This window comes from Duganella sp. Dugasp56 (genome assembly GCF_047304105.1).
Lineage (GTDB): Bacteria > Pseudomonadota > Gammaproteobacteria > Burkholderiales > Burkholderiaceae_D > Rugamonas > Rugamonas hordei.
Map to the genome: position 1 here is coordinate 165781 of NZ_JBGLYQ010000005.1, position 22593 is coordinate 188373.

The window sequence follows — 22593 nt, forward strand, 5'->3', positions numbered from 1 at the left end:
CAATAAGGCTTGCGAGCGCAATGCCTTCAAGCGGCCAGCGCCACAAAGCGGACAATATTAACGAGGCTATGACTCCGAATGACATCCGACCGATTGCACTGGACTTGATCTTCAAGTCGGATTCCGGATCGAAAGCGTATATCCCCCCGAGTAAGAATCCGAAACAGCCGAAGGAACCTGCCCCAAGTAACGTGCGTCGCCACGTTACGTCCGTCCATGGTGCTGCATATGATAGCGCTGCGACAGCGCTTATCACCGCAAAAAAGACTGCCAGGATAATTGCTTTATGCAATGTGTTCATGATCGGACAGTGCAAAAAAGTGCTTTGAGGAGCTGGTCGACGTCCGGAAATGGCCGGTAGCGACGCTTCAGAACTCTAACTTATCTGACAATTCGTGTCGGGTAAAGTCTGAGCTAGTAAATTTTAGTCAATCAACCGTATCCGTCCGGAGAACTCTTCGCTCTTGTCTGCCGCGCGAGCTTTTATGGTGATGTGCGCTTTCTGCCGCAACGATTCAAAATCGCCCTGCCCGGCCAGCGCGCCGATATCGTACAAATAGCGGTCCAGGTAACCTGAAGCCAGCAACCGCCAATCCATCGGCAACCCTGGATCGATGCGCCGCGCCATCTCGAAGACGATGGTGGTGCAGTTGGCGGTCAGGGTGTTGTAGAAGCGCGGCGTGCGCTTGAGTTGCGCGCCTTCGTCGAGATACGCCATAAACAGCGAACGCATCAGCTCCGGCGGCATCCTCAGCCGGTACAACCACATGTCCTCGCCGCGCACGTTGGTGCGCACGCGCAGGATGTCGCGCTCGTCGGCGGCGATCAGCACGGTCTCGTATTTCTTGAAAAAGCCCGCCAGGCCGTCGAAACTCTCGCCGCGCTCCTTGCGAATCTCAATCGAAAACGTCAGGTAGCGCCCGTCCGCAAAGCCGAACGACACCAGCGTGTGCGCGATGACCGGGCCCATCCAGTACGACATCGCCAGGTCCACCGAGAGCAGCTTGTCCAGATCGTAGCTGCGCGCTTCCCAGTGCTGCGTGTAGTCGGTATCACTGCGCCAGTCGAAGTTGCGCACCTGGTCCAGCGTGACGATGCTGCCATCCACCTTGCCGGTCACCATGCGCGACACGTCGTCGGCCCAAATGCGCTCATGCGACGGCTTGATCGTGCTCCACCACGCCATCAGCGCGCAGATCGCTACCAGCCATGGCAGCAGCGGCTTGGCACGCCGCGTCATCCACCAGCGCACCAGCGTGATGAGGCTGAACGCCGCCCACAGCGCCGGCATGGCCTTCCGCACCAACGGCCCGCCCGGCACCTGGAACCACAGCGCGAAGCCGCCCCAGACCGCCAGCAACACAAACAGCAACGAACCGGAGATCATGCCGGCCAGGATCAGGTAGCGATTTTTCATGCCCCGATTATGGGGCTTAATCCTCTTTGTCGTCGACTCCGCTTGCACAGCCGATCTGGACGCATATCAGTTTTACTGCAATACTCAGCACGACGCCGATGACGCCGATCAATTCCAACATGGCTGGCTCCGTGAATGAAGAGGGGACGCTTCACTTTATCCTTGTCGCCGGATACGATCCAATATCAAATACGGCACTCAACCATCTCGAAACGGCATAACGGTGATTTCACTTAAGCAGTTTAAATATTTTGTAGAGATCGTCGAGGCCGGCAGCTATTCCCGCGCGGCGGAAAAACTGTACATAGCGCAGTCCGCATTGAGCCGGCAGATCAAGGAGCTGGAAGATGAACTGCAAACGCAGCTGCTGACCCGCGACTCGCGCCAGTTCGAGCTGACCTCCGCCGGCCAGGTATTCTTCGATCGAGCCAAGCGCATCCTGGACGACATCGAAGCCACGGTGATACAGACCCGCCATGTCGGCCAGGGCGTGCAGGGCGTGATCCGCCTGCAGCATTCCAGCTCGGTGATCCTGACGCCGCAGTTCACCGGCGCGCTGAGTCAGCTGCTCGACGAATTTACCGGCGTGACGCTGGACGTCTCGATGCTGCCATCGGAAAACCAGACGCTGGAAATCGAGGAAGGCCGCGCCGATATCGGCCTGTTGCGCCTGCCCACCTTGCGCCGCCATCCGCACATCCACGTCCGCGAAATTTCCACCGAGCGGCTGATGGTGGCGGTGTCGCAGCACTCGCCGCTGGCGGCGCTCGACAACGTCGACCTGGCCAGCCTGAGCAACGAGGCCTTCATCTCGATCCCGCACAAGGACCGGGGCGGCCTGAGCTATCTGGTGGCCGACCTGTGCCTGGAACAGGGTTTCTTTCCCAAGCCGGCGCGCGCGCTGTCGCGCAAGTCTTCGCAGCTGAACCTGATCGAAGCCAATCTCGGCATCGCCATCGTCCCCGAATGCATGCGGTTGACGGCGCCGGCCGGCGTGCGCTTCATCCCGCTCGACCATGGCCAGCTGCACACCACCGTCGGCCTGGCCTGCCGGCGAGAGGCCGATCCACTGGTGGCCGCCTTCGCCGACGCGCTGGTACGGAAGCTTGTGCAGATTTCCGACAAACCATCATAAAAAGCCGCGATTCGTACAGATAAGTTCGCTAGCGCACAAATCCCCTGGGTACTTCCAGCCTATTCTGGAGGCAACAAACCGAGGAGCATATGATGGCAGAGTGGATTATCGATCGCAGCGGTGCGCCTGTACTGATACAGGACGAGCACTGTTTCCGCAGCCCGCGCGGGGAAGTCGTGTCCTGGTTGTTCGGCAATGGGGTGTATGCCGTCAACGGCGATCATATCGGCTGGTTCGAGATCAGCACCTTGTACGATGTCCATAACCGCATTGTCGGCATGCTGCAGCACACCTGCGCGCCGCTGCCTGCGGACCGGTTGCCGCCGCCGATGCCGGAATTTTCGCGCCGCCCTCACGTGCCGCGGCTCAAGGTACGGCATAGCCGCCCGCCGGGTACCGTGCAGCCCGCCTCTAAGCCGCACTCCCGCTCATATGCCGGCCCCTCGATGCTGCACGCAAGCTGTTAAAAAACGGCGGCTCCGGGCCGCCACCCTCCTCGTTACGGACGCAGCACGATTTTGCGGCAGGCGTCATCCTTCTTATCGAACATCTTGTAGCCGTCGGCGGCCTTGCGCCGGTACTGGTGCCCGAGTTCGCCTTACCTACACGAGCGCGGGCGTGCCTCCTACAGCCGGTTTTTGATAAGCCATCTATGCTTCATTCATGGCCATGCGCTTGCCATCGTTTAAAAGCGCCTCTACCCATCGGAGCACATCATGAGCAAACCCACCCAGGCCGGCAAAAACGGCGGCAACAGCAGCGTGCAGGAAGCCAAGGGCGCGAAATCTTCGTCGGCCGGCAACAGCGGCGGCGGCGCCAAAGGCAACAGCCAGTCGGCTGCCTCCGGCGGCAAGGCCTCGTCCGGCAGCTCAGGCAGCAAACAGGGCGGCGGCGTGAAAGCCAGGTAGGGCCGGAAGCGGCGCCCGGCGCCTGGTCCGCCGGCGCCGCAGCCCGCTAAGCGGGCGACAACAGAACGCCACCTATGGCACACTTCGCCATACCAATCAACACTAGGGGTGCGCATGAGCGCAGGGCCAGACGATCAAGAACCGCAGCAGAATACCCCGCACCGACGCAGCGGCGACCAGGGCGATCGCCGCAAACAAGCCCGCAAGGATTACCAGGACACCGGCACGCCGCGCTACCTGGATCCGGGCGATACCGTCTTCAGCCTGTGGGGCCGCGTCATCATGGCGCGCTATCGCCGCATCGCGGCGGCGGCCACGCGACACATCATCCAGAGGCCGCTGCACATCGGCGTGTCGGCGCGGATCTTTCACCCGGAGCCGGGAGCGACCGGCTTGCGCAGCAAGAACCTGCAGTATCTCGAGGAATCCATCGCCCAGTGGGTGATGTCGCGCGACGTGCTGGTGTTCATGATCCCGACCGTCAATACCGACGGTCTTCTCCACCCCTCCAACATCCGCCTGCGCGACTACGCCCGTCACCTCGACGGCCTGGTGCTGCAGGGCGGCGCCGACGTCTCGCCACAGAGCTATTCGGAAACGCCGACCCGGCCGGAATGGGGCGGCGACCGCGCGCGCGACATGTACGAGCTGGAACTGCTGCATGAGTTCATCGAGGCCGGCAAGCCGGTGCTGGGCATCTGCCGCGGCTGCCAACTGATCAATGTCGCCTTCGGCGGCACGCTGTACCAGGACATCGCCTCCGACGTGCCCGATTCGCTAGCCCACGTCAACGATGCCTACGACCGCAACCGGCACGACATCAGCTTCCCGGCCGGCTCCTCGCTGGCCAAGCTATTCCGGGGCAAGAGCAGCGGAACCGTCAACTCCATCCACCACCAGGCCGTCAAGACGCTGGGGCGCGACATGTCGGTCGAGGCGCTGTCGGTGCCGGACAATATGGTCGAGGCGATCCGCTACCGCAAGGCGCCCTTCGTCATGGGCCTGCAATGGCATCCTGAGTTCCACCGCGCCGGCGGCGTCGAACTGCTCGACTGCACCGCCATCCTCGACAACTTCCTGCGCGTCGCGCGCGAGACGCGGTTCTAGTGGACTGTAACGTTTAAATTGGGAGCGGAGGACGCGCAGGCGGCGTGCAGGGCAAGGCGCAAAGCGCAGCGATAGCGAGCTATCGCGAGCATTTGCAACGCAGCCATGCGCGTTGCCTGCGCGGCAGGCGCTACCGATTTAAGCGTTACAGTCCACTAGACTAGTCAATGCCCGCGGAAGCGCTGGATCGCCGCGTCCACCATGCCTTCGGCGCTGCCGCTGCGGTCGAACTGCTGGCGCAGGTAGTGCGCGTCGCTGCCCTCGTGCGTGACCTGCACCAGGTGCTGCAGGCCCGCCGTGCCGCCCAGCGCGGCGCCGTGCGGCTCCATCTTGCGCAGCGTGGTCAGGATGTCTTCGCGCAGCGACAGGCTCTCGTAGGTCTTCGGATGCACCAGCGTGCCATCGAGCCCGAAGCGGCAGGCCTGGAAGCGGTTGTAGTTGTAGACCAGGTAGTCATCCTCGGCCGGCGCTTCCTCGCGGCGCTCCAGCAGGTAGCGGCACAGCGCCTGCAGATAAACCGCCAACGCCGCCGCCCGTTCCACCGTCAGCGGCGTGTCGCACACGCGCAGTTCGATGGTGCCGAATTCCGGCTTCGGCCGGATGTCCCAGTAAAAGTCCTTCATGCTCTTGATCACGCCGGTGTGTTCCATCTTCGCGAAGTACTCGTGCTCGAAGCTGGACCAGTGCTGCATGAATGGCGCACGGCCGCTCATCGGGAAGGCGAACACGGAATTCAGCCGCGCCGAATTGAACAGCGTGTCGTTGCCCTGCACGTAAGGCGACGATGACGACAGCGCGATAAAGTGCGGCACGTAGCGGCTCAGGGAATGCAGCAGGAACAAGGCGTCGTCGCCAGAGGCGCAGCCGATGTGCACGTGCTGGCCGAAGATCGTAAACTGCTTGGCCAGGTAGCCATACAGCTCGGACACTTCCTTGAAGCGCGGCTTGGAGAAAATCCGCCGCTCCGACCATTTCTGGAACGGATGCGTGCCGCCGCCACATATGCCGATGTTGAGCTGTTCGCCTGCCTGCACCAGCGTGTCGCGGATCACCTGCAGCTGCGCCACCAGTTCCGAGTGGTTGGTGTGCACGTCGCTGTTAATCTCGATCATGCTTTCGGTGATTTCCGGCGTGACGTTGCCGGGGAATGGCTTGCGCGCCAACAGGTGCAGCAGGTCCGGGCTGGACGCGGTCAGGTCGAAGTCCGACAGGCTGACCAGTTGCAGTTCCAGCTCGACGCCCATGGTCAGCGGCTGCGATGATTTGAATGGTTCCAATGGCATGTTAATGCTCCTCTTTAGCCGGGGTTTCGTTGGCCCAGATTAGCGCGCGCTGCGTGATGACGGGGCCGATCACTTCCAGCAGTAGTGTCATCGCCGCCAGCGCGGCCAGTTCGTCGACCAGCACGATACCCATGTATTTAGTCTGCTCCAGCAGCAGGATGACGAACACCGACATCGGCGACAGCGCGATGCCGGTCAACAGTCCCTTGCGCCACGAAATGCCGCTCACCTTGGCGAATGCCGCCACCGCGCCGGCCTTGACTACAAAGCGCGCCAGCAGCAGCACCAGGCCGAGGCCCGCGCCATCGACCACGCGGTCCCATTCCAGCGTGGAGACGGCGAACACGAACAGCAGCACCGTCAGCAGTTCGCCGATGCCGCCGAAATTGCGCTCGGTGCGGCTGAAGGCCACGCGGCTGTGGCGCGCGGCCAGGCCGAAGGTCAGCGTCGCCAGCACCGGCGAGACGTCGAAGGCATGCGCCATCGCCACCAGCAGGATCACGCCCAGCGCGAAAGCGATGGTGCCGTCCTGCGCCAGCGCGCCGAGACGGCGCAGCACGGCGGGCACCAGGAAGCCGAACACCGCGCCCAGCGCGGCCGACACCAGCAGCTCGATCAGGCTGTGCGACACGGCCTGCGTCAGGCTGCCGGAAGTCTGGAACACCCAGAAGCCGACCACCACCTTGAACACGAACACCGCCAGCACGCAGTTGATCGCCACCAGGTGCAGCACGCGCTCGGTCACCTGCCCCGAGCTGTCCTCTTCGTTAATCACGCGCAGCACGCCGGCCGGCGAGGTCGACATCGCCAGCGACGCCAGCAGCAATGAGGTCAGCGGCGGCATGCCGGTCAGGTGCGAGATCAGGTAGACCGCGCCGAACGTGGCGGCCGATTCGGCCAGGCCACTGACAGCGATCCATGGATTGATGCGCAGCCAGTGCAGGTTGATGCGATAGCCGAATTCAAACAGGATAAGTCCAAAGGCCAGGTTGGCCAGCAAGGTCACCGTGCTCGATGCGCCGCTGCTCAGCGCGGCGGGAAACGCCTGCGCCAGCAAAAAGCCAACCAGCCCGTAAACGCTGATGCGGGGCAGACGGGTCCAACGGTGCAGGAATTCACCTGTCAGCCAGGCCACCGCGATCGCTAATGGCCAGCCTAGTTCGGTCATGATGACCTGAATATCCGGCATGTACTTCTCCTTTTTAAAGATACTTGTACAATTCTGAACAATTACCGGCGCTGTCACTGTGCGCTAAGGAACATAAGGAACCAACATGCTCGAATTAATCAGTGAACACGCTTGTTTTGGCGGCGTGCAGCGCTTCTATCGCCATGCGTCGCGCGAGATCGGCCTGCCGATGCGCTTCGCCGTTTTCATTCCGATCGAGGCGGCGGAACGCCGCGTGCCGGCGCTGTTCTACCTGGCCGGCCTGACCTGCAACGAAGAGACTTTCATGATCAAGGGCGGCGCACAGCGCGCCGCGGCGGAAGCGGGACTGATACTGATCGCGCCGGACACCAGCCCGCGCGGCGCCGGCGTCGACGGCGAAACGGACAACTGGGATCTCGGCGTCGGCGCCGGCTTCTACCTGGACGCGACGCAGGAGCCATGGTCCGCGCACTATCGCATGGACAGCTACCTCCACGAACTGCGCGAACTGGTGGTGAGCGAACTGCCGGTCGATGGAGAACGCATCGGCATCTTCGGCCATTCGATGGGCGGCCACGGCGCGCTGACGCTGGCGCTCAAGCGGCCGGACGTATTCCGCTCCGTCTCGGCGTTTGCGCCGATCGCGGCGCCGTCGATGTGCCCGTGGGGGAAGAAGGCCTTCAGCGCCTACCTGGGCGAGGACACGGCGGCGTGGGAACAGCACGACGCCAGCCTGCTGATGGCGCGCCTGCAGACGCCCTTCCCGGCCGGCATTCTGATCGACCAGGGACTGGGGGATAAATTCCTGGCCGAGCAGCTGTATCCGGAAGTGTTCGAGGCGGCCTGCCGCAACGCCGCGCAGCCGCTGGAACTGCGGCGGCATGCGCGTTACGATCACGGCTACTACTTCATCTCGACGTTCATGGAAGACCACATCCGCTTCCATGCGCGCTGTCTCGCCGCGCTATAGCTACAGTTTGATCTCGGTGCCGAGGCGCTGCAGGAACTGCCCCAGCCACGCGGGATGCGCAGGCCAGGCCGGCGCGGTGACGAAGATGCCGTCTGTGACCGCCTGGTCGACCGCGATGTCGGCATAGTTCGCGCCGGCCAGCTTGACCTCCGGCGAGCACGCGGGATAGGCGGAAATCGTCTTGCCGCGGATTACGTCGGCCGCCGCCAGCACCTGCGCGCCGTGGCATACGGCGGCAATCGGCTTCGACGCCGCCGCGAACTGCTGGACGATTTCAATCACGCGCGGATTGAGCCGCAGGTATTCCGGCGCCCTTCCCCCGGCGATCATCAGCGCATCGTACTGGGCCACGTCGACGTCGGCGAATGCGGCGTTCAGCGCGAACAGGTGGCCGGGTTTTTCGGTGTAGGTCTGGTCGCCTTCAAAGTCGTGGATGGCGGTCTTGATGGTGTCGCCGGCGTCCTTGCCGGGACAGACGGCATGCACCGTATGCCCGACCATCTGCAGCGCCTGGAACGGCACCATGGTCTCGTAATCTTCCGCAAAGTCGCCCGTCAAAAACAGTATTTTCTTAGCTGCCACGGTATATCCTTTCGAAAAACAAGCGTAAAAAAACGGAGGGCCGCGACGTCGCCGTCACGGCCCTCCGATACTACCCTTGTTCGCGCTGACGCGCTTTGCGCCCGTCGTGCTTATGCCCTGAGATTACGCGGCGGCGTTGCCCAGCACGGTGCGGATGGTGCCGGCCAGGTCCTCGGCCGAGAACTTGGCCACGTACGCATCCGCGCCCACGCCCTTGACGTGGTCTTCGTTGGTCTTGCCCGTCAGCGAAGAGTGGATCACCACGGGGATCTTGGAGAAACGCGCATCCTGCTTGATCAGGCGGGTCAGCGTGAAGCCGTCCATTTCCGGCATTTCCAGGTCGGTCAGCACCATGGCCACGCGGTCGCTGATCGGCACGCCTTCGGCCTTGGCGCCGTCGGAGATGTGCTGCAGGCGGTCCCACGCTTCCTTGCCGGACTTGGTCATGATGAAGTGCACGCCCATCGCTTCCAGACCCTTTTCGATCAGGTTGCGCGCGACCACCGAATCGTCGGCAGCCAGGATCACGGCGCCGGCCTTCAGCAGCACTTTCGGTCCGATGGTTTCAGGATCGACGTCCTTGCCTTCCGGCGGCACCAGCTCGCGCAGGATGGTTTCCACGTCCAGCACTTGCGCCAGGCGGGTGTTCTGCACGTCGCCATCGACACGGGCGATACTCGTGACCTTGCCGCCCGCGGTACCTTCGGCGGTCAGCACCTGGCTCCAGTCCAGGCGGACGATTTCTTCCACCGATTCCACCGCAAACGCTTGCGTGGTGCGGGCGAACTCGGTGACCAGCATGATGTTCAGACCAGTTTTTGGGGTCACACCGACGATGCCCGGCAAATCGAGCACCGTGATGATTTGTCCGCGAAGATTGACGACGCCCAGCATGTGCGGCGCGGATCCGGCCACTGCGGTGACTTCCGGCATCGCGACGATTTCGCGGATTTTGAAGACGTTAATACCGAACAACTCGGAATGTTCGCCGTTGGCGTCGCCGCCCAGGCGGAACAGTAGCAGTTCGAATTTATTGGAGTTGGTCAGATTACTGCGCTCATCAACTTCCTGCTGAACTGATTTCATAGATTTCGTCTCCGTCGGTGGTAGCTTCCATAGCGTTTCAAGTATAACGTTTGCACTAGACATACGTCACTTTTTGACGGCGGCGATCTTGATTTAAAGCACCGCATACAACAAAAAAGGAAGCCCGCGGGCTTCCTTTTGATTTGCTACCGAATTCTGGAGCGGGAGAAGAGTCTCGAACTCTCGACCTCAACCTTGGCAAGGTTGCGCTCTACCAACTGAGCTACTCCCGCAGAGGCAAGAATTATGACAGAAAGATTTCCGTTTTACTAGTGCATATCGCCAACTTTTTGCAAAATGGCCGATAGTGTAAGCTTGCCATCGTTTACTTGATTTAGGACAGGAATGGATTCTATCGAAGTCGTGCTGATCATGCTGCTGGCGGTGGTGGCGAGCGCCTACCTGACCCGTTTGCTGCCGCGCGCGGTGCCGCTGCCTATCGTGCAGATCGCCCTCGGCGCGCTGATCGCCGCCAAGTCGACCCGTGGCGTGGACCTGGAGCCGGACCTGTTCTTCCTGGTCTTCCTTCCGCCGCTGCTGTTCCTGGACGGCTGGCGCATCCCCAAGAGCGGCCTGCTGCGCGACAAGGGCACCATCCTCGAGCTGGCATTGGGGCTGGTGATCTTCACCGTCATCGGTGCCGGCTTCCTGATCCACTGGCTGATCCCGGCCATGCCGCTGCCGGTGGCTTTCGCGCTGGCCGCCATCATCTCGCCGACCGATCCGGTCGCCGTCAGCTCGATCGCCGCCACCACGCCCATCCCCAAGCGCCTGATGCACATCCTGGAAGGCGAATCGCTGCTGAACGACGCCAGCGGCCTGGTGTGCTTCCGCTTCGCCGTGGCCGCCGCGCTGACCGGCGCGTTCTCGGTCGGCACCGCCGCCCTCACCTTCGTCTGGCTGGTGGTGGCCGGCATCGCCGCCGGCGTCGGCGTGACGTGGGTCGTCACCTGGGTGCAGCGCTGGTTGACCCGCCATTTCGGTGAACCGGTCGGCTCGCCCATCCTGGTCAACCTGCTGCTGCCGTTCGGCGCCTACCTGGTGGCGGAGCGTCTGCACGCTTCCGGCATCCTGGCGGCGGTGGCGGCCGGCATCACCATGAGCTACGTGGAACTGAGCGGCCATGCACTGGCCAACACCCGCATCCAGCGCTCCGCCGTGTGGGACACGGTGCAGTTCGCGCTGAACGGCATCATGTTCGTGCTGCTGGGCGAGCAGTTGCCGGACGTGTTCAAGGGCGCCAGCGCGTCGATCGAGGAAAGCGGCCACCTGAATCCGTGGTGGCTGGCCGTGTACGCCGTCGCCATCAACGTCGGCCTGCTGGTGATGCGCATGCTGTGGGTATGGGCCTCGCTGCGGCTGACCATCTACAAGCAGAAGATGCGCCACCAGCCGCGCATGAAGATCAAGCTGCGGCTGCTGCTGGCCACCACACTGGCCGGCGCGCGCGGCGCGATCACGCTGGCCGGCGTGCTGACGCTGCCGCTGACGATGCCGGACGGCTCGCCCTTCCCGGCCCGCGCGCTGACCATATTCCTGGCCTGTTCGGTGATTCTGGTGTCGCTGCTGGTCGCCAGCCTTGGCTTGCCGCGCCTGCTGGGCGGCATGACCTTCCCGGCCGAACCCGAGGAACAGCAGGAAGAAGACCTGGCGCGGCGCGAAGCGGCCAACGCCGCCATCGCCGCCATCGAGCACACGCAGGTCGCCCTGATGGAGGCAGAGACCTGCATCGATCCGGAAGCCTATCCCGAAGCGGCGGCGCGGGTGATCGCCTTCTATGAGCACAAGCTGAAGGAAGTCGATCCGGAAAACGACGCCGCCTGGCGCAAGACCGACCACGCCGAAAAGGAACTGCGGCTGGCCGCGCTGGAGGCAGAGCGCCACACCGTGTGGGAATTGGCGCGGCACGACCGCATCTCCGACGAAATCTCGCGCAAGCTGGTGCGGGAAATCGATTTGATGGAAGCGCGCTACCGCTAGGCCCATATCCTATATCATCATGCTGCCAAAACGCACCCAAATCACCATCGCCGTCGCCTGGATCTTGTTCTGGGTGCTGATGAACACCACCGCCGTGCAGGAATACCTGCGCGACCATCACCACGAGGTGTGGAAGCCGATCGTGTGGGAATCGTCGTCGGCGCTGACCGGCACCATGCTGCTGCTGTTGCAGCGCCACTTCACCCGCAAGTACGACTACCTGCTGCATGCACCGGTGCGCTGGTTCGCGCGCCAGCTGGCGTGGCTGCCGATCTACTGGGTGGCGTTCGTGCCGGTGGCCTTCGGCATCCGCCACGCGGTATATGCGATGGCCGGGCAAACCTACACGCACATGCCGTGGCCGCAGACCTTTCTGTACGAAGACATCAAGATGACGGTGTACTTCAGCATCTTCACCACCATCATGTTCGGCGTGCTGTCCTATCACGCCATGCAGAACGAAAAGCTGCGCGTCGAACGCGCCAACGCGGCGATGCGCGAAGCCCAGCTGCTGACGCTCACACAGCAGATGCAGCCGCACTTCCTGTTCAATGCCCTCAATACGATATCGTCGCTGATGCACAGCGACGTGATGCGCGCCGACGCCATGCTGATCCAGCTGGCCGACGTGCTGCGCACCACGCTCGACGTCAGTGGCAAGCCCAGCGTGCCGCTGGAAGTGGAGCTGCGCCTGCTGCGCGGCTATGCGGCGTTGATGGCGGAACGGTTTTCCGACCGCGTGCACATCGCCTGGCACATCGACGACGCGCTGCTGGGGTGTCAGGTCCCGGTGATGAGCATGCAGCCGCTACTGGAGAATATCTTCAAGCACACCGTCGAAAAACATCGCCAGGCGACGTCCATCGCGATTTCCGCCAGCCGCGAACAGGATGCCATGGTGCTGCGGCTGGAAGACGACGGCGGCATGCTGCCTGCCGACGGCGCATCGGCCTCCGGAGGCATCGGCGTGCGCAACCTGCGGGAGCGCTTGTCCGCGCTGTACGGCGCCGGCGCTTCCTTCGATCTGATCCAACTGTCGCCCGCCGGCGTGCGGGCAGAAATGCGGCTGCCATGCGTATCCTGATCGTCGACGACGAACGCCCCGCGCGCGACAAGATGCGGCGCCTGCTGGAACAGGAGCCCGGCATCACCGCCATCGAGGAAGCGCGCGACGGCGTCGAAGCGCTCGAGCGCCTGCCTGCCTTCGCGCCCGACGTGCTGCTGCTGGACATCCAGATGCCCGAAGTCAGCGGCCTGGATGTCGCCGCCTCGCTGCCGTCACCGGCGCCGCTGGTGGTGTTCGTCACCGCCTACGACCAGTATGCGATCCAAGCCTTCGACGCCAACGCCGTCGACTACCTGCTCAAGCCCTACGACCAGCAGCGCCTGCAACGCGCGCTGCAGCGCGTGCGCGAACGGCTGGCGCATCCCCAGGCATTAATGGCCGTGCATCCGCTGCCCGCCATCAGCCAGTTGCTGATCCCCGAGCGCGGCGGCACGCGCATCGTCAAGGTCGAGCAGATCCAGTGGATAGAAACGGCCGACAACTACGTCGTGCTGCATACCGCCGACGCCCAGCCGCTGATGCGCCAGACGCTGGCCGGCCTGGTCGACAAGCTGGGCCCGCGCTTCCAGCGCTGCCACCGCCGCGCGGCGGTGCAACTGGACTGGATCGCCGGCGTGCAAAACCTCGACAAGGGCGACAGCGAACTGGTGCTGCGCAGCGGCGCGCGCGTGCCCTGCTCACGCCAGTACCGCGCCGAAGTCATGGATCGTTTGCAGGCTCCGCAATCGCCCATCCGTGCGCCGGAGCGACCGCCATCCTGCTAGGCTTTTCGGCAGCAAAGGGCCGGCCTGCGCCCGGACAGCAGGCGCCGTCTACATCGATCAGGAGCAATGACATGCACAGTCTTCAAAAGATCACCCCCTTCCTGTGGTTCTCCGGCCAGGCGGAAGAAGCGGCCGAATATTATGTCGGCATTTTCCGCAACTCGAAGATCTGTCACATCGCCCGCTACACCGAGGCCGGCAAGGAGCAGCACGGCCAGCCGCCCGGCAGCGCGATGACCGTCGCGCTGGAACTGGACGGCCAGAAGTTCACGCTGCTGAATGGCGGTCCGGTGTTCCAGTTCACGCCGGCGGTGTCGTTCGTCGTCAATTGCGAAAGCCAGGAGGAGATCGACCATTTCTGGGACCGCCTGTCGGAAGGCGGCGCGCCCGAAGCCCAGCAATGCGGCTGGCTGGCCGATAAATTCGGCCTGTCCTGGCAGGTTGTGCCGACGGCGCTGCCGACCATGCTGATGGACCCGGAGGCCGAAAAAGCCGGCCGCGTGATGAGCGCTTTGATGACGATGAAAAAGCTCGACCTCGCGGCCTTGAAGAAAGCTTACGCCGCTGCCTGACCTGCTTATTGCAAACCCCTGCAAGCCCCTGCCCGGCCCGATTCGCCCCATCCGGCTCCCATTTCGCCCCATGATGCTGGACCCTGGAGGCGGGTGTGGCTAATCTGGCTACATTAAAAAGGAGCTTGCAATGAATAATCAACGCCTCTACTTCCTCGACTGGATCCGCATCTTCGCCTTCTTCGTGCTGATTTTTTATCACACCGGGATGTACTACGTGACCTGGGACTGGCACGTCAAAAGCCCCTACGCCAGCGACTCCATCGAGCCACTGATGCTGTTGTCCTCGCCGTGGCGCCTCGGCTTGTTGTTCATGATTTCCGGCGTCGCCACCTCATTCATGCTGAAGAAGGTCCGCGTCGGCGCGTTGCTCAAGCAGCGCAGCTGGCGCCTGCTGGTGCCGCTGGTGTTCGGCATGCTGGTCATCGTGCCGCCGCAATCGTACTTTGAAGTGGTGGAGAAGCTGAACTACGCCGGCAGCTACCTGAATTTCATGCGCCTGTATATCCAGGGCTATCACGGCTTCTGCAAGGATGGCCACTGCCTCGACCTGCCGACCTGGAACCACCTGTGGTTCGTCGTCTACCTGTGGGCCTACACGATGGTGATCGGCGCGATCGCAATGCTGGCCGGTGCCGCGCGCCTGCAATCATGGTCCGATAAACTTGGCCGCCTGCTGAACGGCTGGAAAATCATCGTGCTGCCGGTGCTGGTGCTGTTCATCGTCCGCTACGCGCTGGTCGAAAGCTTCCCGGCCACCCACGCCCTGGTCAACGACTGGTACAACCACGCCCACTACTTCTTCCTGTTCATGATGGGCGCCATGCTGGCGATGCAAAACGGCTTCTGGGACAACGTCGACAAGCTGCGCTGGACCAGCCTGGCGGCGTGGCTGGGCAGCTGGGTGGTGGTGACCTGCCTGCACCTGATGCCTGAATCGATGGGTGACCTGCCGCTCATCGCGCAACTGAAGCCGGTATGGCGCTTGGTCTTCTGCATCGGCCAATGGGCGCCGATCATGGCTATCTGCGGCTTCGGCCATCGCCACCTGGCCTTCGACAGCGCCAAGCGCCGCTACCTGACCGAAGCCGTGTTCCCGGTCTACATCCTGCACCAGACGCTGATCGTCGGCATGGCACACACGCTCAAGCCGGTGAAGATGGCGCCCGGCGTGGAAAGCGCGGTGCTGATCGTGCTGACCTTTGTCCTCAGCTTCGGCATATTCGAAGTGGTCCGCCGCGTCGCCGTGCTGCGCCCGCTGTTCGGGCTGGGCAAAGCCCCGCGCACCTCCGTATCGATGTCGCCGGCCCTGGAGGGCGCTCAACAACCTATGCCATACGGCCTAAACAACGGATAATAGCGCCCAGATCATTTTGCGCACAGTTTAGGATTACCCCATGGAAATTAAGGTCAACTTTCTCGACAAGCTACGTCTCGAAGCCAAGTTCGATGATTTTACGGTGGTCGCCGACCAGCCTATCCGCTATAAGGGCGATGGCTCGGCGCCCGGTCCGTTCGATTATTTTTTGGCGTCATCGGCCTTGTGCGCGGCTTACTTCGTGAAGTTGTATTGTGTAACTCGCAACATTCCAACCGAAAATATCCGCCTGTCGCAGAATAATATTGTTGATCCGGAAAACCGTTACCAGCAGATTTTCAAGATCCAGGTCGAGCTGCCGGAGGATATCTCCGCCAAGGACCGCCAGGGCATCCTGCGCTCCATCGACCGCTGCACGGTGAAAAAAGTGGTGCAGGCCGGGCCCGAATTCGTGATTGAAGAGGTAGCGAATCTGGATGCCGACGCCCAGGCGCTGCTGACGCTGAATCCGGATTCCGATGCAAGCACCTATATTCCGGGCAAGGATCTGCCGCTGGAACAAACCATCGCCAATATGTCGGGCGTTCTGGCGCGCCTGGGCATCAAGATCGAAATCGCATCGTGGCGCAATATCGTTCCCAATGTGTGGTCGCTGCACATCCGCGACGCGCACTCGCCGATGTGCTTCACCAACGGCAAGGGCGCGACCAAGGAAAGCGCTTTGGCGTCGGCGCTGGGCGAGTATATCGAGCGACTGAATAACAACCACTTCTACGCCGGTGCGTTTTGGGGCGAGGACATCGGCAACGCCGATTTCGTCCATTATCCGAACGAGCGCTGGTTCAAACCCGGCCGCAAAGATGCGCTGCCGCCTGAAATCCTCGATGAATACTGCCGGAAGATTTACGATCCCGACGGCGAGCTGCGTGGTTCGCACCTGATCGACACCAACTCCGGCAATGTGAAGCGCGGCATCTGTTCGTTGCCGTATGTGCGGCAGTCGGACGGCGAGGTCGTGTACTTCCCGTCCAACCTGATCGAGAATCTCTACGTCAGCAATGGCATGAGTGCCGGTAACACGCTGGCCGAAGCGCAGGTGCAATGCCTGTCGGAGATTTTCGAACGCGCGGTCAAGCGCGAAATTATTGAAGGCGAAATCGCCTTGCCGGATGTGCCGCAGGAAGTGCTGGCGAAATACCCCGGCATCCTGGCCGGCATCCAGGGCCTGGAAGAGCAAGGCTTCCCGGTGCTGGTGAAGGATGCGTCGCTGGGCGGCGTGTACCCGTTGATGTGCGTGACCTTGATGAACCCGCGTACCGGCGGCGTGTTTGCCTCGTTCGGCGCGCACCCAAGCCTGGAGGTGGCGCTGGAACGCAGCCTGACGGAATTGCTGCAGGGCCGCAGCTTTGAAGGCCTGAACGATTTGCCTCGGCCTACCTTCGCCAGCAACGCCGTGACCGAGCCGAATAACTTTGTCGAACACTTCATCGATTCCAGCGGCATCGTGTCGTGGCGCTTCTTCAGCGCCAAAGCCGATTACGATTTTGTCGAATGGGATTTCTCCGGCCACGGCGAGAACTCCAACGCCGAGGAAGCCGCGACCTTGTTCGGCATTCTGAAGGACATGGGCAAGGAAGCGTACATGGCGGTGTATGACGATCTGGGCGCCACCGCCTGCCGCATCCTGGTGCCGGGTTATTCGGAAGTCTATCCGCTGGACGATCTGGTCTGGGATAACACCAACAAGGCGCTGCTGTTCCGCGCCGATATCCTGAACTTGCACCGCCTGGACGATGCCAGCCTGGAGGCGCTGCTTGATCGCCTGGAGAACAACGAGCTGGATGACTACGGCGACATCGCCACATTGATCGGCGTCGAGTTTGACGAGAATACGGACTGGGGCCAGCTGACGGTGCTGGAGTTGAAGTTGCTGATACACCTCGCCTTGCAGCAGTTTGAAGAGGCGCAGGAACTGGTCGAGGCCTTCCTCCAGTACAACGACAACACGGCCGAGCGCAGATTGTTTTATCAGGCCTTGAATGTGGTGCTGGAGGTCGAGCTGGACGACGAGCTGGAACTGGACGACTACGAGGTCAATTTCCGCCGGATGTATGGCAACCCTCGGATGGACGCGGTGATGGGCTCTGTGGACGGCAGCGTGCGCTTCTTTGGCTTGACGCCAACCAGCATCAAGCTGGAGGGGCTCGACCGGCATGAGCGCCTGATCGACAGCTACAAAAAGCTGCACGCGGCGCGGGCCAAGGCAGCGGCCACCTCCAGCTAGGGTCGGATCACTTCACAAACGTCAGCGTATGCTGCGCCGGTCCGGGCAGCAGTGGCGTCTCACGCCCGCTGACCCAGTCGCCGCGGCCATCGAGGAAGTATGGCGACAATGGATGGCCGCTCTGCCCTCCGGGCATATTGAATATCCCCTGTTCCTCGTGGCCCGGCGACACCGTCAGCCGTTCCGACTGGCCGAACGACGGCCCCGAGACGCGCGGCATGTGCTGGTCGCCCGGCAGCATGTCCGGCGCTACCTTCAGGTACTTGCCCAGCACCGGCACCACCGCCGCGAATGGATGCGCACTGGCCGCCGTGTTGCGCTGGCCCCAGGTCGCGGCCGACAGCTGCTGGCCGTCCTTGGTCAGGCTGCCGATCGCGCGGTCCAGCGCGGCGAGCTGCAAGGCTTGCCAGTTGGCGTACTGCGGCGGCAGCCAGCCCGCCGGCTGCTGGTCCAGCAAGCGCGCCAGCACCACCGGCCAGCGCGACGTCACCGACGCCATGTTGGCCTTCGCATCGATCCTGGCCATTTCCTCGTTGGCGCTTTCGAACAGGATGTCGTGCAGCGCGTACATGTAGGCGCGCGTGATGCGGTAGCCGACCGAATCCACGCTGGCCCTGCCGCTCCAGCTGTCCTTCAGCAGCTTCAGCGCTTCGATGCGCTTCGGATGCCCGTCCACGGCCTTGGCGTCCAGCGCCGCGATGGCGCGCTCGTGCCATGCCGTCAGGAACACGGCGCGGTCGTCCAGCGTGATCGCGTAGGCTTTTTTCACATCGGTTTTGGCGCCCAGCGCGGTCAGGTCGTCACGGACCTGGTGCGTGCGCGCGCCGAGATCGAAGCCGCCGTCGCCCAGCAGTTCCGCGCCGGCGTTCGCCAATTGTCGGCTGTTGGCCGTGGCCAGCTGGCCGCCGGCGGGATTGACGATTTTCGGATATTCCTCCGGCGTCAGCCAGCCGGTCCACACGCCGGCCTGGTCGTCCGCGCTCAGCGGATAGGTGGCCGCCACACCAGCCGGCGCGCGGCGCGGCAGCGGGCCGGCGATGGTCCAGCCGATATTGCCCTTGTCGTCGCCGGCGACGAAGTTCTGCGCCGGGATGCCCATCGTCGGCGCGATCGCCAGCGCCTGGTCCAGTGTATCGGCAAACTCCAGCTTGCGCGCATTGAGGTTGACGGCTGCCGTCGTGTGGGCCACCCAGTGGATCGCGTAGCTGCGGCCCATCGCCACGCGGATCGGACCGAGCGAGGTTTCGCGCACCGCCAGCGTTTGCGCCGGCGCGCCTTTGATGAGTATCGTTTCATTGTGCACCGCCGGCGTTTCCCAGCCGGCCTGCGTGCGCACCTGGCCGGGCTTGGCGGCATCGGTATCTAGCGCGATCAGGTCCAGGTAGTCGCCGTAGCTGTTGGTGAAGCCCCAGGCCACGTGGCCATTGCTGCCGACCACCACCGCCGGCGTGCCGGGCAGCGTGACGCCGACGATGCGGCGCTGACCGCCCTTCCCGTCCGGGAACTGCAGCGCGGCGCGGTACCAGATCGCCGGCAGCTGGATGCCGAGGTGCATATCGTCCGAGACGATGGCCGCGCCGCTGTCGCTGCGGCTGCCCGCCACCGCCCAGTTGTTGCTGCCCACCGTGTTGAGGAATTCGGCCGCCGCCACTTTCGGATCGGTCAGCGTCTGCGCGCCGGACGCTTTCGGCTTGCCCCACCAGGCAGGCGCCGCCGCCGGTATCGCGACTTCGCCGGCGGCGATGGACTGCGCGTCGAGCGGCGCATCCCACTGCGTGGACTCGGGCGCCAGGAAGGCGCGCTGCTCTTCGGTGGCGTGGTCCTTGAACCAGCCGCGCGCCAGTTCACGCGGCTCCTGGCCGCCTTGCAGGTCGAAGTACATGGCCCAGATGACCAGCAGCGAATCGGCGGCGGACCAGGCGCGCGGCGGCAAGCCTATCAGCGCATACTCGAACGGCTTGGCGCTCAAGGCGCCCAGGCCGGCATTGACGCCCGCCGTGTAACGCTCCAGCAGCGCAAGGTCGGTTGCCGGCATGGCCTTCAGCGCCAGTTCGGCGCGGGCGCGGAAGCGGTGCAGTCGGTGGGATTTGTCGAGCGGCAGCGCGCGCTCGCCGAACAGCTCGGACAATTCGCCGGCCGCTACGCGGCGCAGCAGATCCATCTGGAAGTAGCGCTCCTGCGCGTGCACGAAGCCGGTGGCATAGACCACATCGAGCCGGCTGCCGCCGCTGATCAATGGAACGCCGTGCTCGTCGCGCGCCACGCTGACCGTGGTCTCCAGGCCGGCGGCCTGCAGCGTCCCGTCGAGCTGCGCCAGGCTGCCGCGCAAATACAGCCAGGCCGCCGCAACAGCCAGCACCAGCAATCCCACCGCAGCCAACAAGACACGCCCGGACCATACCGCCAGCCTGTTCTTTTGCATAGCATCCCCGTTATTCGTAGAAGTATCGGGATAGTGCCAGAGAACCGGCTTTGCAGTCCACTGTCTAGAGCTCAAGCTCCCAGGTCTCGTTGACCATGTCCTGGCCGAACGCGTGCACCGGCTCCTCGCCCACCAGCACGTAGCCTTTGTTACGGTAGATCTGGCGCGCCTCTTTTTGCTGGTCGGTGGTCCACAGCCGCATCCTGCGGTAGCCGGCGGCGCGCGCGAAGCGGTGGCACTCGTCCACCAGCCTCGATCCGAGGCCGTAGCCGCGCGCCTGCTCGTCCACCAGCAACAGCCGCAGCTTGGCCACGCCTTCCTCGCCGCTGCGCGCCAGCGCGATCGAACCGACCGGCTGGCCGCCCATCTCGGCGATCCAGCAGTGCTCCAGCGCCGGATCGAAGTTGCGTTCGAAGTCCTCGCAAATCTGGCCGACCAGCGTGCCGAAGCTGGCGTCCCAGCCCTGCTCCGCCGTGTACATCTCGCCATGGCGGCGCGTGATCCACGCCATGTCGCCAGGCCGGTGGGCACGCAGCACAAAGGGCTGGGCGTACTTCATGCCGCCGCCTGAATCGAGCACCTGCTGGATGGTGCGCATCGCGTCGAGCATGCGCAGCTGGTCGGACTCGTCGAAGCGGCCCAGCAGGTCGCCCACCTCCTCGCGCGAGCGGCGGTCGAACGGCTCGAACACGGCATGACCATGCCCGGTCATGTGCAGCAGCTTGGTGCGGCCGTCGGTGGCCGACGGCACCTTGGCCACCATGCCGGCGGCCTCGAACTTGGCCAGGATGCGGCTCAGGTAACCGCGATCGAGTCCCAGGTCGCGGCCCAGCGTGGCGGCGGGCTGGTCGCCGTGATGCGCCAGTTCATACAGCACGCGCATCTCGGTCAGCGTGTATTCGCTGTGCAGCAGGCCTTCGCGCAGCACGCCGATCTGGCGCGTGAAAAAACGGTTGAAGGAACGGACCGCGGCAACGCGGTCGTCGAAAGCAGGGACAGCCATTGCAGACTCCGACTAGGAAAGTCCAGCCATTTTGCAATATATGGTTGACTGAGTCAACAACATCATGCCTGCGAGGTTAGGCAACGCACAGAATCCGGCCGCGCGCGGGCATAGGATGGTCTTCTCCCTGAAAGGAACCGCCATGGAATCAGCTCCCGACATGCAGGACTGCATAGACGCCTGCGCCAACTGCCACCAGGCCTGCCTGCAGACCGCACTCACCCACTGCCTGCAAGTAGGCGGACGCCACGTCGAGCCGGAGCACTTCCGGCTGATGATGGATTGCGCCAGCATCTGCGAGTCCTGCGCCAACCTTCAATTGAGCGGATCGCCGTACGCGCCGCGCCTGTGCGCGCTGTGCGCGGACATCTGCCACGCCTGCGCACTGAGCTGCCTGGAACTGGACGGCATGGAGGAATGCGCCCGCGCCTGCGAAGCCTGCGAGCACACCTGCCACAAGATGATGGACTAGAAGGCGTTTCAAAATGAGCGTGGCTAGGCGCGGCGACGAAGACAGTGCGCCTGCACGGCTAGGAGTCGCAACAACGCCACGGTCGTTTTGAAACGTCTTCTTAGTAGAGTTCCTTGGCCACTTCGCGCACGGCCTTCAGCAGCAGTTCCGCGCCCGGCGACATGATGTGGCCGTCCACCGTGACGATGCCGTACGCATCCATGCGGCACGGCAGTTCGATCGGCAGGATGTTGAGCACATTCTGCGACTCATAATATTTGGCGACCGCGATCGGCATGACGTTGAGCGCGTCCGTCTGCTGCAGCAGCGGTTTAATCAGCAGCACAGCCGTGGTGTCGACCACGTTGACCGGCACTTCGAGGCCCGCGCGGCGGAACATCAGTTCGCAGCGCGCACGCAGGATGCTGCCTTGCGGCGGCAGTATCCACGGCTGGTTGGCGATGTCGCGCAGCGTCAGGTTGCGCGCCTTCAGCAGCGGATGGCCGGGCCTCACCACGGCGCACGCCGGCTCGTCGCCCAGTTCTTCGTAGCTCAGGCCCTCGGCGCTCTGCCGTTCGGGAATGCGGCCGATCATGAAATCCAGCCGCCCGCGCTGCAGTTGCTCCAGCAGGATGTTGGACTGTTCCATCTCGACGCCGATGCGCAGCTTGGGCGCCTGCTGCTTGGTCTTGGTGATCGCCTGCGGCAGCAGCGCGATCCCCGGCGTCATGATGGTGCCGATGTCCACCTGTCCGCTCAAGCCGGCCTTGATGGCGACGATGTCCTCGTGCGCCAGCGAGAGGCTGGTCAACGCCATGCGCGCGTGGCGTATCATCGTCTCGCCGTAGATGGTCGGCTCCATGCCGCGCGGCAGGCGCTCGAACAGCTGCACGCCAAGCATCTCCTCCAGGTCCTTGAGCTGCTTGGACGCGGCGGGCTGGGTCATGTGCAGCTCTTCGGCGGCGCGGTGGATATTGCGTTGTTCGTCGAGCGCGATCAGCAGCAGCAGCTGGCGCGTTTTGAGGCGCGCGCGCAAGAACCAGTTCGGGTTAGTTTCCATGGAAAAATGATATCACAATCAGTATTGAGAAGAAC

Annotated in this window: 20 protein-coding genes and 1 tRNA gene; 12 read left to right on the forward strand and 9 right to left on the reverse strand. The window is 63.3% G+C overall.

Annotated features, from left to right (window positions below):
* Positions 1-424 precede the first annotated feature (424 nt).
* Complete coding sequence (locus ACCD07_RS04925) at positions 425-1417, reverse strand: DUF4105 domain-containing protein (RefSeq protein ID WP_413446682.1); 993 nt, start codon at positions 1415-1417, stop codon at positions 425-427.
* 223 nt (positions 1418-1640) lie between these two features.
* Here ACCD07_RS04925 and ACCD07_RS04930 point away from each other — a divergent pair, with 223 nt between their 5' ends.
* The 4 genes from ACCD07_RS04930 to ACCD07_RS04945 all read left to right on the forward strand — a co-directional run bounded on the left by ACCD07_RS04930 (position 1641) and on the right by ACCD07_RS04945 (position 4567).
* Positions 1641-2552 carry a LysR family transcriptional regulator gene (locus ACCD07_RS04930; protein WP_413446683.1) on the forward strand — a complete coding sequence of 304 codons (912 nt, stop codon included), beginning with the start codon at positions 1641-1643 and terminating at the stop codon, positions 2550-2552.
* A gap of 89 nt (positions 2553-2641) precedes the next feature.
* The gene (locus ACCD07_RS04935) at positions 2642-3019 is read left to right on the forward strand and encodes a 4-fold beta flower protein (protein WP_413446684.1); all 378 of its coding nucleotides are present in this window, start codon (positions 2642-2644) and stop codon (positions 3017-3019) included.
* A gap of 249 nt (positions 3020-3268) precedes the next feature.
* Complete coding sequence (locus ACCD07_RS04940) at positions 3269-3460, forward strand: hypothetical protein (RefSeq protein WP_413446685.1); 192 nt, start codon at positions 3269-3271, stop codon at positions 3458-3460.
* A gap of 114 nt (positions 3461-3574) precedes the next feature.
* The gene (locus tag ACCD07_RS04945; RefSeq protein WP_176651422.1) at positions 3575-4567 is read left to right on the forward strand and encodes a gamma-glutamyl-gamma-aminobutyrate hydrolase family protein; all 993 of its coding nucleotides are present in this window, start codon (positions 3575-3577) and stop codon (positions 4565-4567) included.
* A gap of 164 nt (positions 4568-4731) precedes the next feature.
* On the opposite strand, the gene ACCD07_RS04950 is transcribed toward ACCD07_RS04945, so the two are convergent.
* Positions 4732-5850, reverse strand: a complete 1119-nt coding sequence (locus ACCD07_RS04950) for a YbdK family carboxylate-amine ligase (protein WP_176651423.1) — start codon at positions 5848-5850, stop codon at positions 4732-4734.
* 1 nt (position 5851) lies between these two features.
* Positions 5852-7039, reverse strand: a complete 1188-nt coding sequence (locus tag ACCD07_RS04955) for a cation:proton antiporter (protein WP_176651424.1) — start codon at positions 7037-7039, stop codon at positions 5852-5854.
* Positions 7040-7124: 85 nt separating this feature from the next.
* Between ACCD07_RS04955 and fghA the strand changes: the two genes are divergently transcribed.
* Positions 7125-7970, forward strand: a complete 846-nt coding sequence (gene fghA / locus ACCD07_RS04960; protein WP_413446686.1) for an S-formylglutathione hydrolase — start codon at positions 7125-7127, stop codon at positions 7968-7970.
* Here the strand turns inward: fghA and ACCD07_RS04965 are convergent, their stop codons facing one another.
* From ACCD07_RS04965 to ACCD07_RS04975, 3 genes are all read right to left on the reverse strand, one after another.
* Positions 7971-8552 (reverse strand): DJ-1/PfpI family protein, encoded by a 582-nt coding sequence (locus ACCD07_RS04965; RefSeq protein ID WP_176651426.1) that lies wholly within the window; start codon positions 8550-8552, stop codon positions 7971-7973. It abuts the gene before it with no gap.
* A 123-nt stretch (positions 8553-8675) separates the two neighbouring features.
* Entirely contained in the window at positions 8676-9638 is a 963-nt protein-coding gene (locus tag ACCD07_RS04970) for a chemotaxis protein (protein ID WP_176651427.1), read from the reverse strand.
* A 157-nt stretch (positions 9639-9795) separates the two neighbouring features.
* Positions 9796-9871, reverse strand: a tRNA-Gly gene (locus ACCD07_RS04975).
* 112 nt (positions 9872-9983) lie between these two features.
* Here ACCD07_RS04975 and ACCD07_RS04980 point away from each other — a divergent pair.
* The 6 genes from ACCD07_RS04980 to ACCD07_RS05005 all read left to right on the forward strand — a co-directional run bounded on the left by ACCD07_RS04980 (position 9984) and on the right by ACCD07_RS05005 (position 17622).
* On the forward strand, positions 9984-11618 hold the full coding sequence (locus ACCD07_RS04980) for a Na+/H+ antiporter (protein WP_176651428.1): 1635 nt from the start codon (positions 9984-9986) through the stop codon (positions 11616-11618).
* 19 nt (positions 11619-11637) lie between these two features.
* Complete coding sequence (locus ACCD07_RS04985; RefSeq protein ID WP_413446687.1) at positions 11638-12702, forward strand: sensor histidine kinase; 1065 nt, start codon at positions 11638-11640, stop codon at positions 12700-12702.
* Positions 12690-13448, forward strand: a complete 759-nt coding sequence (locus ACCD07_RS04990) for a LytR/AlgR family response regulator transcription factor (RefSeq protein ID WP_413446688.1) — start codon at positions 12690-12692, stop codon at positions 13446-13448. The genes ACCD07_RS04985 and ACCD07_RS04990 overlap by 13 nt, the downstream gene beginning before the upstream one ends.
* 71 nt (positions 13449-13519) lie before the next feature.
* The gene (locus ACCD07_RS04995; protein ID WP_413446689.1) at positions 13520-14020 is read left to right on the forward strand and encodes a VOC family protein; all 501 of its coding nucleotides are present in this window, start codon (positions 13520-13522) and stop codon (positions 14018-14020) included.
* A gap of 130 nt (positions 14021-14150) precedes the next feature.
* Entirely contained in the window at positions 14151-15377 is a 1227-nt protein-coding gene (locus tag ACCD07_RS05000; RefSeq protein WP_413446690.1) for an acyltransferase family protein, read from the forward strand.
* A 40-nt stretch (positions 15378-15417) separates the two neighbouring features.
* Positions 15418-17622: an OsmC domain/YcaO domain-containing protein gene (locus tag ACCD07_RS05005; RefSeq protein WP_413446691.1), complete on the forward strand. Its 2205-nt coding sequence runs from the start codon at positions 15418-15420 to the stop codon at positions 17620-17622.
* 7 nt (positions 17623-17629) lie between these two features.
* Here the strand turns inward: ACCD07_RS05005 and ACCD07_RS05010 are convergent, their stop codons facing one another.
* Positions 17630-20044 carry a penicillin acylase family protein gene (locus tag ACCD07_RS05010; protein WP_413446692.1) on the reverse strand — a complete coding sequence of 805 codons (2415 nt, stop codon included), beginning with the start codon at positions 20042-20044 and terminating at the stop codon, positions 17630-17632.
* 64 nt (positions 20045-20108) lie between these two features.
* On the reverse strand, positions 20109-21047 hold the full coding sequence (locus ACCD07_RS05015) for a helix-turn-helix domain-containing GNAT family N-acetyltransferase (protein WP_176651435.1): 939 nt from the start codon (positions 21045-21047) through the stop codon (positions 20109-20111).
* A 142-nt stretch (positions 21048-21189) separates the two neighbouring features.
* Between ACCD07_RS05015 and ACCD07_RS05020 the strand changes: the two genes are divergently transcribed.
* On the forward strand, positions 21190-21519 hold the full coding sequence (locus ACCD07_RS05020; RefSeq protein ID WP_413446693.1) for a four-helix bundle copper-binding protein: 330 nt from the start codon (positions 21190-21192) through the stop codon (positions 21517-21519).
* 100 nt (positions 21520-21619) lie between these two features.
* Here ACCD07_RS05020 and ACCD07_RS05025 read toward each other — a convergent pair whose 3' ends face one another.
* Positions 21620-22558 (reverse strand): LysR family transcriptional regulator, encoded by a 939-nt coding sequence (locus ACCD07_RS05025; RefSeq protein WP_176651437.1) that lies wholly within the window; start codon positions 22556-22558, stop codon positions 21620-21622.
* Positions 22559-22593: the final 35 nt, after the last annotated feature.